Origin of the sequence: Stappia indica (assembly GCF_001696535.1) — a bacterium.
Lineage (GTDB): Bacteria > Pseudomonadota > Alphaproteobacteria > Rhizobiales > Stappiaceae > Stappia > Stappia indica.
This window is the reverse complement of the sequence record NZ_MBQE01000001.1, coordinates 276,908-290,195: the sequence shown is the minus strand read 5'-3', so window position 1 is coordinate 290,195 and position 13,288 is coordinate 276,908. Positions and strand designations below refer to the sequence as shown.

The following is a 13,288-nucleotide window of genomic DNA, read 5'->3' as shown; positions in this document are numbered from 1 at the left end:
CTCATCCCGCGCGCAGCAGACGGACCGCTTCGTCGCGTCCGAAGAGATAGAGCAGCATCTTCAGGTGCGGACCGCGTTTGCCATCGAGGGCCGGCTCGGTCTCCAGCACCAGGCGTGCGTCGTCGCGCGCCGTTTCCAGCAGATCGGCTTGCGTCCCGGCATCGGCAATACGGAAGCCCGGCGTACCGGACTGGCGGGTGCCGAGGATTTCGCCTTCGCCGCGCAGGCGCAGATCTTCCTCGGCAATCAGGAAGCCGTCATTGGTCTCGCGCATGATCGAGAGGCGCGCACGGGCGGTTTCGCCAATCGGTGTCTTGTAGAGCAGAAGGCAGGTCGAGGCTTCCTTGCCGCGCCCGACCCGTCCACGCAGCTGGTGCAGCTGCGACAGACCGAACCGCTCGGCATGCTCGATGACGATGATGGAGGCTTCCGGCACGTCGACGCCGACCTCGATCACCGTGGTGGCGACGAGCAGCTGGACTGGACCATCCTTGAAGGCGCGCATCGCGGCGTCCTTCTCGTCGCTGCTTTGGCGCCCGTGCACCAGCGCGACGCGCGGTCCCAGGAGCTGCGTCAGGACCGCGTGTCGTTCTTCGGCGGCGGCGAGGTCCGACTTTTCGGATTCCTCGACCAGCGGACACACCCAATAGGCCTTCTTGTCCTCCTGCAAGGCGACGCGCAGGCGCTCGACCACCTCGTCCATCCGGTCGAGCGGCACAGCGACCGTGGTGATCGGCTGGCGGCCGGCGGGCTTCTCCGTCAGGCGAGAAACTTCCATGTCGCCGAAATAGGTGAGCACCAGCGTGCGCGGGATAGGCGTTGCCGTCATCACCAGCATGTCGACGCCCTGTCCCTTGGAGGCGAGCATCAGGCGCTGGTGGACGCCGAAGCGATGTTGCTCGTCGACGATGGCAAGGCCGAGATTGGCAAAGGCGATGTCCGACTGGAAGAGCGCATGGGTGCCGACCAGCAAGTCGATCTCTCCCGCCTCCAAGGCTGCCCGCGTCTCGCGCTTGTGGCGCGCGCCATCCCGCCCGGTGAGGATGGCAAGGCGAATGCCTGCCGCCTCGCAGAGCGGGGCGAGAGAGGCGTGGTGTTGGCGGGCAAGAATCTCGGTCGGTGCCATCAGCACGGTCTGGGCGCCCGACTCGATGGCCGCGGCTGCCGCCAGCAGTCCCACCACGGTCTTTCCGGCGCCGACATCGCCCTGCAGCAGGCGCAGCATGCGGATCGGCGAGGCGAGATCCTCCTCGATCTCGGTGACGGCCTGTGCTTGTCCATTGGTGAGCGAATAGGGAAGGGCGGCGAGGATCTTCGCCTTGAGGACGCCGTCGAACTTGCGGCCGATGCCTCGCGTTTGTCGCAGGGAGCGGCGCACGAGGGCCAGCGCCAGCTGGTTCGCGAGAAACTCGTCGTAGCTGAGACGCGCGAGAGCGGCGCTGTCCTCGCCGTGTTCGGCAAGGCGCGCCTCGTCGGGCCGATGCAGCGCGGTCAGCGCCTCGCGGAACGAGGGCCAGTTCGCCCGCTTGCCATGGGCGGCATCCAGCCATTCGGGCAGATCCGGCACGCGCTCCAGGCCCGCAGCGATGGCCTTTTGCAGCACCTTGCCCGACAGGCCCTGCGTCAGCGGATAGACCGGTTCGACCAGCGGCAGCGTGTCTGCCTCGTCCGCCGACACCACATGGTCGGGGTGGACCATCTGCGGGCGGCCGTTGAACCATTCGACCCGGCCGGAGACGATCAGATCGGCGCCCACCGGCATGGACTTCTCCAGCCAGCTGGAATTGGCATGGAAGAACACGAAGGCGATCTCGCCGCTGTCGTCGTGGCCGAAGATTCGGTAGGGCGCGCGGCTGGCGCGGGGAGGTGCCTGATGACGGTCGATCCGCACTTCCAGCGTAACGATGGCGCCTTCCGGCGCACGGGCGATGCCGGGGCGCAGGCGGCGGTCGATGACCCCGCTCGGCATGTGCATCAGCAGGTCGATGACATGCGGCTCGCGTTCCGGATCCGTTCCAAGCAGGCTGGCAAGGCGCACGGCCAGCCGGGAGCCGACCCCGGGCAGGGAGGAAACGGGCGCGAACAGCGGATCGAGACTAGAAGGACGCATGGACGAGACGCGGGCCGGTCTTCTGGCTGGTGGACATGCTGCCGAAGTCGAGGTCGCTGGAACCCGCGGCAGCCCCGTGCATTGAGTTTCACGCGGGGACCGCTATAACCCGCGCACGATCAGGGTTCTGTCAAGGCCGCACCCATACGGCCGGGCAGAGGCATCCCCAGGGATGCATGCGAAGGCAAAGGAAACGGCATGGCAGACCGTACGGTCACGTCCGAAAGCGAACGCGACGACGACAATGCGCGGCGCAAGCGCATTCTCTACCGCTGCCAGCATCGCGGCATGAAGGAGATGGACATTCTCCTCGGCGGATACGTGGGCGATAACATCGCAACGATGAGCGAGGCGGATCTGGCCACGCTGGAACTGTTGATGGACGTGTCCGACCAGGATCTGTTCGCCTGGATGATCGGCAACAAGCCGGTGCCGGCGGAGCACGATACGGAGCTTTATCGCGCCATCGCCGCCTATCGCAGCCAGAGCAGCTAAACACTCCGCCGGTCGCATGGGGTGCGGCCGGCTGCCGGGAACCGAATCGTGGTCGACAAACTCTCCCTCAAGACGGGCAATGCCGTCATTACCGGCGTGCCGGATGGTGCGGAAGCCTATGTGCTGGCGGCTCTCATCAAGGATGCCGGGCCGGGCCTTTCCCTCGTCTTCGTGGCGCGCGATGCCAGCCATGCCCGCAGCGTGCAGGATGCTCTGGCCTATTTCGCGCCCGATTGCGATGTGCTCGACCTGCCGGCCTGGGATTGTCTGCCCTATGACCGCGTTTCACCGACCTCTGCGCTGGTCGCCAGGCGACTGACCTCACTCAGCCGGCTGGCCGGCGGGGGCGGGGCGTTGGAGCGGCCGACCATCCTGCTCACGACCGCCAACGCCGCCCTGCAGCGCGTGCCGGTGCCGGATTTTGCCCGCAGCCAGAGCTGGAGCGCGCGCCCGGGCAATCGGGTCGACCTCGGCGGGCTGGTGTCGTGGCTGGAGACCAACGGCTTCGTGCGCTCCTCGACGGTGCAGGATACGGGCGAGTACGCCGTGCGCGGTGGCATCGTCGATGTCTTCGCGCCGGGAATGGAAGCGCCCGTCCGTCTCGACTTCTTCGGCGACACGCTGGAGTCGCTGCGTACCTTCGATACCGAGACCCAGCGCACCACGCGGCAGATCAAGCATCTCGATCTTGTCGCGATGAGCGAGGTCGTGCTGACGGAAGAGGCGATCTCCCGTTTCCGCAAGGGCTATGTCGCGGGCTTCGGCGCGACGGACCGGGACGACATCCTCTACCAGTCGATCAGCGAAGGCCGGCGCTATGCCGGCATGGAGCACTGGCTACCGCTGTTCCACGAGCAACTCGCCACCCTGTTCGACTATTGCGCGGGCGTGCCTTTCGTCCTGTCGTCGTCCATCGACGATGTGGTGCGTGAGCGCCAGGACCAGATCTCCGAGCACTACCAGGCGCGCGTCGACGCGATGGGCAAGGCCGGCGGCTCCGGTTCGGTGCCGTACAAGCCGCTGGCGCCGGATGCGCTCTATCTGACGGGCGATGAGTGGGCGACCTCGCTTGCCGATGGTGCGAGTCTGCGGCTTTCGGCCTTCGACGTGCCGCCGGGCACGGGGCAGCAGGTGCTCGAACTCGGCGGCCGGCAGGGTCGCAGCTTCGCGGCCGAACGCTCGGCCGGCGATGTCAACGTCTTCGACGCGCTGGCGGCGCATGCCAGCGCTCGCCGCAAGGCCGGAGACCGCATCGTCATCGCCTGCTGGAGCGAAGGATCGCGCGAGCGCCTGTCGCATGTGCTGGCCGACCACGGGCTCGACCGGGCCGCGCCGGTTGCGACCGACCGCGATGCGCTGGGCCTGCCCAGGGGCATGGCAGCACTCGCCGTGCTCGGCATCGAGCAGGGCTTCGAGGTCGACGGCCTGACCGTCATTTGCGAGCAGGACATTCTCGGCGACCGTCTGGTGCGCCAGCGTCGCCGCAAGGCGTCGGGCGCCAACGTCCTGACCGAGGCCGCAAGCCTTGCCCAGAACGACCTCGTGGTGCATGTCGACCACGGCATCGGCCGCTTCATCGGTCTGCGCACCATCGAGGCGGCCGGCGCGCCGCACGATTGCCTCGAGCTGCAATATGCCGGCGGCGACAAGCTGTTCCTGCCGGTGGAGAACATCGAGCTTCTGACCCGTTACGGATCGGAAGACACCGAGGCGCAGCTCGACAAGCTGGGCGGCGGAGCCTGGCAGGCCCGCAAGGCCCGGATGAAGAAGCGGATCCTCGAGATAGCCGACGGGCTGATCAAGACCGCCGCTGCCCGGGCGCTGCGCACGGCACCGCCCATCGTTCCGCCGGAAGGCGTCTACGACGAGTTTGCGACGCGCTTCCCGTATGACGAGACCGAGGACCAGCTCAACGCCATCGATGCGGTGTTCGAGGATCTCGCGTCCGGCCGCCCGATGGACCGGCTGGTCTGCGGCGACGTCGGTTTTGGCAAGACCGAGGTCGCCCTGCGCGCTGCCTTCATCGCGGCCATGACCGGCCGTCAGGTTGCACTGGTAGTGCCGACGACGCTGCTGGCCCGCCAGCACTTCAAGACGTTCTCCGAGCGCTTCCAGGGCCTGCCGATCAATGTCGCCCACGCCTCGCGGCTGGTGCCGGCCAAGGATCTTGCGGCGACCAAGAAGGGTCTTGCCGACGGTTCGGTCGATATCGTCGTCGGCACCCACGCCCTGCTCGGCAAGGGCGTCACCTTCCGCGATCTCGGTCTGCTGATCATCGACGAGGAGCAGCATTTCGGCGTGAAGCACAAGGAGAAGCTCAAGGAGCTGAAATCCGAAGTGCATGTGCTGACCCTGTCGGCGACGCCGATCCCGCGCACCCTGCAGCTGGCGCTGACCGGCGTGCGGGAACTGTCGCTGATCGCGACACCGCCGGTGGACCGGCTTGCCGTGCGCACGTTCATCTCGCCGTTCGATCCGGTGGTGGTGCGCGAGGCGCTGCTGCGCGAGCGCTATCGCGGCGGCCAGAGCTTCTATGTCTGTCCGCGCGTCTCGGATCTTGCCGACCAGAAGGCCTTCCTCGAGCAGAACGTGCCGGAGGTGAAGGTCGCGGTGGCGCATGGCCAGATGGCGCCGGGCGAGCTGGAAGACGTCATGAACGCCTTCTACGAGGGCAAGTACGACGTGCTTCTGTCGACGACCATCGTGGAGTCGGGCCTCGATATTCCGACCGCCAACACGCTGATCGTCCACCGGGCGGACATGTTCGGCCTTGCCCAGCTCTACCAGCTGCGCGGGCGTGTCGGCCGGTCGAAGACGAGAGCCTATGCGCTCTTCACGGTGCCGGCCAACAAGTCGTTGACGACCACCGCCGACCGCCGGCTCAAGGTGCTGCAGTCGCTCGACAGCCTCGGCGCCGGTTTCCAGCTTGCCAGCCACGATCTCGACATTCGCGGTGCCGGCAACCTGCTGGGCGAGGAGCAGTCGGGCCACATCAAGGAGGTCGGCTTCGAGCTCTACCAGCAGATGCTGGAGGAGGCCGTGGCACAACTGCGCACCGGCGACGACACCGAGGCCGAGGAGACCTGGTCGCCGCAGATCCAGGTCGGCACGCCGGTTCTCATTCCGGAGGACTATGTCGCCGACCTGCCGCTGCGCCTGTCGCTCTATCGCCGCCTTGCGGATCTCTCCGCGCCGGAGGAGATCGATGCGTTCGGCGCCGAGCTCATCGACCGGTTCGGACCGTTGCCGGAGGAAGTCGAGCACCTGCTGAAGATCGTCTTCATCAAGGGGCTGTGCCGCCGGGCGAACGTGGAGAAGATCGACGCCGGGCCGAAGGGCGTGGTCATCGCCTTCCGCAATGGCTCGTTCGCCAATCCGGCGGGGCTCGTCGCCTATATCGCCGAGCAGGGTGTGCTGGCGAAGATCCGGCCCGATCAGAAGGTGGTTCTGGTGCGCGACTGGGACAGCGCCGAGCAGCGGCTCAAGGGCAGCGCTGCCGTCCTGCTCAAGCTGGTGCGCCTTGCTGAGGCCGAAACTGCTGCCGCCTGAGCCTTTCGCCCGGGCGGCAACCAACCATTAAGGCTGTTGGCCGATAGTGGTCCCGTCGAACTGTTCGTATCGAGTCGGGTCGCTTCCGTGCCGTTCAATTCCACCCGTTACCGCCGCCGCACCCTTCGCCAGCGCCTCACGGTGCCCGCGATTGCCGTGGGGCTTGTCGCCTACTTCGCCTTTCACGCGCTGAACGGCGAGCTCGGTCTCGTGGGCAAGGCCCGCATCGAGCATCGCTATGCCGAGCTCGAAAAAGAGCTTGCGGTGGTGCGCGGGGAACGCGAAGAATTGCTGAGGCGCGTGATGCTGCTGCGCCCTGAAAGCCTCGATCCGGACATGATCGACGAGCGGGCGCGTGCCAGCCTCAATCTGGTCCATCCGCAGGAGCTTGCCATCCTGCGTCCGAGCCATGCCTCTGCAGAATAACCAAAATCCGGTTCAGAACGTATATTGAACCGAATTGCGGTTAAATCTGAAAAATGCCTTTTATATCAAAATCATAAATCGATTCTTGTGTCGGCAACTTCCGGCTTTCATTGACTTTTCGCCTCGCGTACCTTCCGCTAGATTGCTGAAGGGGAAACGCCGTCCTGCAAGGGACGCAAAACCGAGACGAGGGACATGGCTGGAACGTCTGGCAAGACCTCCGGTGCACGCTCGAAGAGCGCTGCCCGGTCGAAGGGAGGGGCGGCCAAATCGTCGCCCGCGATCGTAGAGTTCACCAAGGAGCAGGAACTGGGTGCCTATCGGCACATGCTGCTCATCCGCCGCTTCGAGGAAAAGGCCGGCCAGCTTTATGGCATGGGCCTGATCGGCGGCTTCTGTCACCTTTACATCGGCCAGGAAGCGGTCGTCGTCGGCATGCGCATGGCATCCAAGGACGGCGACCAGATGATCACGGGCTATCGTGATCACGGCCACATGCTCGCCATGGACATGGACCCGAAGGGCGTCATGGCCGAGCTGACCGGACGCCGGGGCGGCTATTCCAAGGGGAAGGGCGGCTCCATGCACATGTTCTCCAAGGAAAAGCAGTTCTACGGCGGTCACGGCATCGTCGGCGCCCAGGTCTCGCTCGGCACCGGCCTTGGCTTTGCCAACCGCTACCGTGAGAACGGTGCGGTCGCGATGACCTTCTTCGGCGACGGCGCCTCCAACCAGGGCCAGGTCTACGAGAGCTTCAACATGGCGCAGCTGTGGAAGCTGCCCGTGGTCTACGTCATCGAGAACAACAAGTACGGCATGGGCACCAGCGTCGAGCGCGCCTCGGCGACGACGGATCTGTCCCAGCGCGGCGCCTCGTTCGGCATTCCGGGCGAGCAGGTCGACGGCATGGACGTGCGTGCCGTCATGGCGGCCAGCGAGAAGGCTCTCGAGCATTGCCGCTCGGGCAAGGGCCCGTACATCCTCGAAATGATCACCTATCGCTATCGCGGCCACTCCATGTCCGACCCGGCCAAGTACCGGTCGAAGGAGGAGGTCCAGAAGATGCGCACCGAGCACGACCCGATCGAGCAGGTTCGCAAGCGTCTGCTGGACAACGGATGGGCGAGCGAGGACGACCTCAAGGCCATCGACAAGGAGGTGCGCGAGATCGTGGCGGAGTCCGCCGAGTTCGCGCAGACGGATCCGGAGCCGGATGTATCCGAGCTCTACACCGACATTCTTCTTTGAGCGCGGGAGCGTACGATGCCGATTGAGATTCTGATGCCGGCCCTCTCCCCGACGATGGAAGAGGGCACCCTGGCCAAATGGGTGAAGAAGGAAGGCGACAGCGTCGCCGCCGGCGATGTGATCGCCGAAATCGAGACCGACAAGGCGACCATGGAAGTCGAGGCGGTCGACGAGGGCGTGCTCGGCAAGATCCTCGTTGCCGAGGGGACCGAGAACGTCAAGGTCAACACGCCGATCGCCATGCTGCTGGGCGAGGACGAGGACGCATCCGCCCTCGACGCCGCGCCGAAGGCCGCCGCTGCAGCGCCCGCGCCGCAGGAAAAGGAAGCCGAGGCTCCGGCCGAAAAGCCCGCTCCTGTTGCCGCAGCGCCCGTTGCTCCGGCGCCTGACGATGTCAGCGATCCGGATGTGCCGGAAGGCACGCCGATGGTGAAGACCACCGTCCGCGAAGCGCTGCGCGATGCCATGGCGGAAGAGATGCGCCGCGACGGCGACGTCTTCCTTATGGGCGAGGAAGTCGCCGAGTACCAGGGCGCCTACAAGATCTCGCAAGGCCTGCTCGAGGAGTTCGGTGCCAAGCGCGTCATCGACACCCCGATCACCGAGCACGGCTTTACGGGTCTGGGCGTCGGGGCGGCGATGGCCGGCCTCAAGCCGATCGTCGAGTTCATGACCTTCAACTTCGCCATGCAGGCGATCGACCAGATCATCAACTCCGCTGCCAAGACGCTCTACATGTCCGGCGGCCAGATGGGCGCGCCGATCGTGTTCCGCGGCGCCAACGGCGCGGCGGCCCGCGTCGCCGCCCAGCACAGCCAGGACTATGCGGCCTGGTACGCCCATGTTCCGGGCCTCAAGGTCGTGCAGCCGTGGTCGGCGGCCGATGCCAAGGGCCTGCTCAAGGCCGCGATCCGCGATCCGAACCCGGTCGTCTTCCTCGAGAACGAGATCCTCTACGGCCAGACCTTCGAGATCCCGGATGTCGAGGACTTCGTCCTGCCGATCGGCAAGGCCAAGGTCGAGCGCAAGGGCAGCGATGTCACCATCGTCTCCTGGGGCATCGGCATGACCTACGTCATGAAGGCGGTCGAGGAACTGGCGGCTGCGGGTATTTCCGCGGAAGTGGTCAACCTGCGCTCGATCCGTCCGCTCGACATCGACACGATCATCGCCTCGGTGAAGAAGACCGGGCGCCTGGTCACGGTGGAAGAGGCCTACCCGATGTGCTCGGTCTCCTCGGAGATCGGCTATCAGGTCCAGGAGAAGGCGTTCGACTGGCTCGACGCGCCGATCCTGCGGGTCACCGGCAAGGATGTGCCGATGCCTTACGCGGCCAACCTCGAGAAGCTGGCTCTGCCTTCGGTGAAGGAAGTCATCGACGCGGTCAAAGCCGTCACCTACACGGCCTGAGGCGGGGAAGAGACGATGCCAATCAAGATTTTGATGCCGGCCCTCTCGCCGACGATGGAAGAGGGCAATCTCGCCAGGTGGCTGGTCAAGGAGGGCGACACCGTCTCCTCCGGCGACGTCATCGCGGAAATCGAGACCGACAAGGCGACCATGGAAGTCGAGGCGGTCGACGAGGGCACGGTCGGCAAGATCCTCGTTGCGGAAGGCAGCGAGGGTGTGAAGGTCAACGAGGTCATCGCGCTGCTGCTGGAAGAGGGGGAGGATGCCTCCTCCCTCGACGGCGCCGCGAAGGCCGATGCTGCACCGGCCAAGGCGGAAGCTCCGGCGAAATCCGAGGCTCCGGCAAAGTCCGAGTCTGCTGCCAAGTCGGAACCGTCCGCTCCGGCTGCTGACCAGCAGGCGGCTCCCGCCAAGGCGCCGCCGGCCCCGGCCAGCGACAAGGGCGAGCGCATCTTTGCCTCGCCGCTCGCGCGACGGCTTGCCGCGCAGGACGGTCTCGACCTTGCCGCGATCTCCGGCTCCGGTCCGCATGGCCGCATCGTCAAGCGCGATGTGGACGAGGCGCTGAAGTCAGGCACCGGGCGCAAGGGCGCGGAGGCGCCGAAGGCTGCTGCGGCCGACAAGCCCGCCGCGGCGGCTCAGGCTCCCAAGGCCGCTGCGCCGTCCGGCATGGCGGACTCGCAGGTACTCAAGCTCTTCGAGGAAGGCAGCTACGAGGTCGTGCCGCATGACAACATGCGCAAGACCATCGCCAAGCGTCTGACCGAGTCCAAGCAGACCGTGCCGCATTTCTACCTGACGGTGGATTGCGAGCTCGATGCTCTGCTGGCTCTTCGCGCCCAGCTCAACGATGCGGCGCCGAAGGACAAGGACGGCAAGCCGGCCTACAAGCTCTCGGTCAACGACATGGTCATCAAGGCCCATGCGCTGGCGCTGAAGGCGGTGCCGGCAGCCAATGCCAGCTGGACCGACGGCGGCATGCTGGTTCACAAGCACGCCGATGTCGGCGTTGCGGTGGCCATCGACGGCGGCCTGATCACGCCGATCATCCGCCGTGCCGACGAGAAGACCCTGTCCGCGATCTCCAACGAGATGAAGGACCTGGCCGGCCGTGCCCGCAGCCGCAAGCTGCAGCCCCAGGAATACCAGGGCGGCACCACCTCCGTGTCCAATCTCGGCATGTTCGGGATCAAGGACTTCGCTGCCGTGATCAATCCGCCGCACGCGACCATTCTCGCGGTCGGCGCGGGCGAGCAGCGCGCCGTGGTCAAGAACGGCGCACTGGCGATTGCCACCGTCATGTCGGTGACCCTGTCGACGGACCACCGCGCGGTCGACGGCGCCCTCGGCGCGGAACTGATGTCTGCGTTCCGGCAGTTCATCGAAAACCCGATGAGCATGCTGGTGTAATCAGCAGGCCGGCGCCGCACGGCGGCGCCGGCCGTCTCGCCATCATTTCCGTTTCCGCCGGGTGCAGCCTTCCGGCGCGCCCGCCGTCCTATCTGGAGGACTTTTCATGAGCGGTACGTCCTACGACGTCATCATCATCGGCTCGGGCCCGGGAGGCTATGTCACGGCCATCCGTGCGGCGCAGCTCGGCCTCAAGACCGCGATCGTCGAGCGCGAGCATCTTGGCGGCATCTGCCTCAACTGGGGCTGCATTCCCACCAAGGCGCTGCTCCGGTCCGCGGAGATCCTCGATCACGCCAACCACGCCAAGAGCTACGGCCTCAAGCTGGAGGGCAAGATGACCGCCGACGTCAAGGACGTGGTCGCTCGCTCGCGCGGCGTCTCGGCCCGTCTCAATGGCGGCGTCGCCTTCCTGATGAAGAAGAACAAGATCGACGTGATCTGGGGCGAGGCGAAGCTGACCAAGCCCGGCGAGATCAGTGTCGGCAAGTCGACGAAGCCGGTGGTCGAGCCGCAGAACCCGGTGCCGAAGGGCGTCAAGGGCGAGGGCACCTACACCGCCAAGCACATCATCGTTGCGACCGGCGCGCGTCCCCGCGCCCTGCCGGGCATCGAGCCGGACGGCGAGCTGATCTGGACCTACTTCGAGGCGATGAAGCCGGACGTCATGCCCAAGTCGCTGGTCGTGATGGGCTCGGGCGCCATCGGCATCGAGTTCGCCTCCTTCTATCGCTCGATGGGCGCAGAAGTGACCGTCGTCGAGGTGATGCCGCAGGTCATGCCGGTGGAAGACGCCGAGATCTCCGCTTTCGCCCGCAAGCAGCTGGAAAAGCGCGGCCTCAAGATCCTCACCGAGGCCAAGGTCGCCAAGGTCGAGAAGGGCGCGAATTCCGTTACCGCGCATGTTGAGACCAAGGACGGCAAGGTCGAGAAGATCACCGCCGACCGCCTGATCTCCGCCGTCGGCGTCCAGGGCAATATCGAGGGCCTCGGCCTCGAGGCGCTCGGCGTCAAGACCGACCGCGGCTGCATCGTCATCGACGGCTACGGCAAGACCAACGTGCCGGGCATCTACGCCATCGGCGACGTCGCCGGCCCGCCGATGCTGGCTCACAAGGCCGAGCACGAGGGCGTCATCTGCATCGAGAAGATCGCCGGCGTGCCTGGCGTCCATCCGATGGAGAAGAGCCGCATTCCGGGCTGCACCTACTGCAATCCGCAGGTCGCCTCCGTCGGCCTCACCGAAGCCAAGGCCAAGGAGCAGGGCCGCGACATCCGCGTCGGCCGCTACAGCTTCGCCGCCAACGGCAAGGCGATCGCGCTCGGCGAGGACCAGGGCATGATCAAGACGATCTTCGACAAGAAGACCGGCGAACTGATCGGCGCCCACATGGTCGGCGCGGAAGTGACCGAGCTGATCCAGGGCTTCGTGGTCGCCATGAACCTGGAGACCACCGAGGAAGAGCTGATGCACACGATCTTCCCGCATCCGACCCTGTCGGAAATGATGAAGGAAAGCGTGCTCGACGCCTATGGCCGGGTACTCAACGCCTGAGGACAGGCCCCGGTCCGAACTTGAGTTGCGCGATGAAGCGTCTACCCTCGGCGGGTGCTTCACCGCACCTTCCTGCAAACGGGGACTTTCGACATGGACGTCAAGAACATCCTCATCTGGTGCGTCATCGGTCTCATTGCCGGCTGGCTCGCCAGCCTGGTGATCGGCGGTGGCGGCCTCGTGCGCTATCTGATCACCGGCCTGATCGGTGCCTTCGTCGGTGGCTTCCTGTTCAACATGGCCGGCATCAGCATCAATGTCGGCAATGCCTTCGTGAACCAGATCATCGTTGCGGCGATCGGCGCCGTGGTGGTGGTGCTCGTGGCGCGGGTGATTGCCTGACCTTCCGGGCGACAACACCGGCCGGGTCCACCCGGCCGGTTCTCAGGTGAGGACATAATGGGCATCTTGCTCTGGATCATCATCGGACTGATCGCAGGCGCCGTCGCGTATCGCGTGCTCGACAGCCGCGGCGGCTTCTTTGGCAGCCTGATCGTCGGCCTGATCGGCGCGCTGGTGGGCGGCAAGCTCGCCGAAATCTTCAAGCTGAACGTTTCGGGCGGTTTCATCGACCAGTTGGTGCTGGCGACTGTGGGGGCGATCCTGCTTCTGTTCGTCTGGCGGAAGATCCGCAGTTGACCGAGCCGGCACCCATCGAGGCCTATCCGCTGCGCACGAGCGACAAGCTGCGCTACAGCGATACGGACCGGCAGGGACACGTCAACAACGCGGTCTATTCGACCTTTCTGGAGACCGGCCGGGTGGAGCTCCTGTTCCATGTGGCCGGCGAACTTGCAGAGCCGGGAGCCTCCTTCGTGATCGCCCGGCTGGAGCTCGACTTCCTTGCCGAAGGCCTGTGGCCCGGCACGGTGGAGATCGGTACGGCGGTGGCGAGCGTCGGGCGCAGTTCGGTGACTTTGGAGCAGGTGATCTGCCAGGACGGCCGGCCGCTGGCGAAGGCACGCAGCGTGGTGGTGCAGGTCAACGAAGCGACCCGCCGCTCGCAGCCGCTCGGCGAGACCGCCGTTTCGCAGCTCAAACGCTATATGAGACCTGCTGCGGCGGTATAGCAGACCGGCGCGGAA

Annotated in this window: 11 protein-coding genes; 10 read left to right on the top strand and 1 reads right to left on the bottom strand. The window is 65.9% G+C overall.

Annotated elements, in window-relative coordinates:
* Position 1: 1 nt before the first annotated feature.
* Complete coding sequence (gene recG, locus BBX35_RS01355) at positions 2-2,110, bottom strand: ATP-dependent DNA helicase RecG (RefSeq protein ID WP_067215163.1); 2,109 nt, start codon at positions 2,108-2,110, stop codon at positions 2-4.
* A 198-nt stretch (positions 2,111-2,308) separates the two neighbouring features.
* Between recG and BBX35_RS01350 the strand changes: the two genes are divergently transcribed.
* From BBX35_RS01350 to BBX35_RS01305, 10 genes are all read left to right on the top strand, one after another.
* A complete protein-coding gene (locus BBX35_RS01350) occupies positions 2,309-2,605 on the top strand; it encodes an FAD assembly factor SdhE (RefSeq protein WP_067215160.1) in 297 nt (98 codons plus the stop codon).
* A gap of 48 nt (positions 2,606-2,653) precedes the next feature.
* On the top strand, positions 2,654-6,154 hold the full coding sequence (gene mfd / locus BBX35_RS01345) for a transcription-repair coupling factor (RefSeq protein ID WP_067215158.1): 3,501 nt from the start codon (positions 2,654-2,656) through the stop codon (positions 6,152-6,154).
* Between the two features lie 87 nt (positions 6,155-6,241).
* Positions 6,242-6,580, top strand: a complete 339-nt coding sequence (locus BBX35_RS01340; protein ID WP_208979736.1) for an FtsB family cell division protein — start codon at positions 6,242-6,244, stop codon at positions 6,578-6,580.
* Positions 6,581-6,775: 195 nt separating this feature from the next.
* Positions 6,776-7,828, top strand: coding sequence for a pyruvate dehydrogenase (acetyl-transferring) E1 component subunit alpha (pdhA, locus tag BBX35_RS01335; protein WP_067215155.1), 1,053 nt, complete (start codon positions 6,776-6,778; stop codon positions 7,826-7,828).
* A gap of 15 nt (positions 7,829-7,843) precedes the next feature.
* The gene (locus BBX35_RS01330; RefSeq protein WP_067215153.1) at positions 7,844-9,238 is read left to right on the top strand and encodes a pyruvate dehydrogenase complex E1 component subunit beta; all 1,395 of its coding nucleotides are present in this window, start codon (positions 7,844-7,846) and stop codon (positions 9,236-9,238) included.
* Positions 9,239-9,253: 15 nt separating this feature from the next.
* Positions 9,254-10,648, top strand: coding sequence for a pyruvate dehydrogenase complex dihydrolipoamide acetyltransferase (locus BBX35_RS01325; protein WP_067215151.1), 1,395 nt, complete (start codon positions 9,254-9,256; stop codon positions 10,646-10,648).
* A gap of 106 nt (positions 10,649-10,754) precedes the next feature.
* Complete coding sequence (gene lpdA / locus BBX35_RS01320; protein ID WP_067215149.1) at positions 10,755-12,203, top strand: dihydrolipoyl dehydrogenase; 1,449 nt, start codon at positions 10,755-10,757, stop codon at positions 12,201-12,203.
* Positions 12,204-12,296: 93 nt separating this feature from the next.
* Positions 12,297-12,545, top strand: a complete 249-nt coding sequence (locus BBX35_RS01315) for a GlsB/YeaQ/YmgE family stress response membrane protein (protein WP_067215147.1) — start codon at positions 12,297-12,299, stop codon at positions 12,543-12,545.
* A gap of 57 nt (positions 12,546-12,602) precedes the next feature.
* Complete coding sequence (locus BBX35_RS01310) at positions 12,603-12,842, top strand: GlsB/YeaQ/YmgE family stress response membrane protein (RefSeq protein ID WP_067215144.1); 240 nt, start codon at positions 12,603-12,605, stop codon at positions 12,840-12,842.
* Positions 12,839-13,273 carry an acyl-CoA thioesterase gene (locus tag BBX35_RS01305; protein WP_088941620.1) on the top strand — a complete coding sequence of 145 codons (435 nt, stop codon included), beginning with the start codon at positions 12,839-12,841 and terminating at the stop codon, positions 13,271-13,273. The genes BBX35_RS01310 and BBX35_RS01305 overlap by 4 nt, the downstream gene beginning before the upstream one ends.
* The last annotated feature ends 15 nt before the right edge of the window (positions 13,274-13,288 follow it).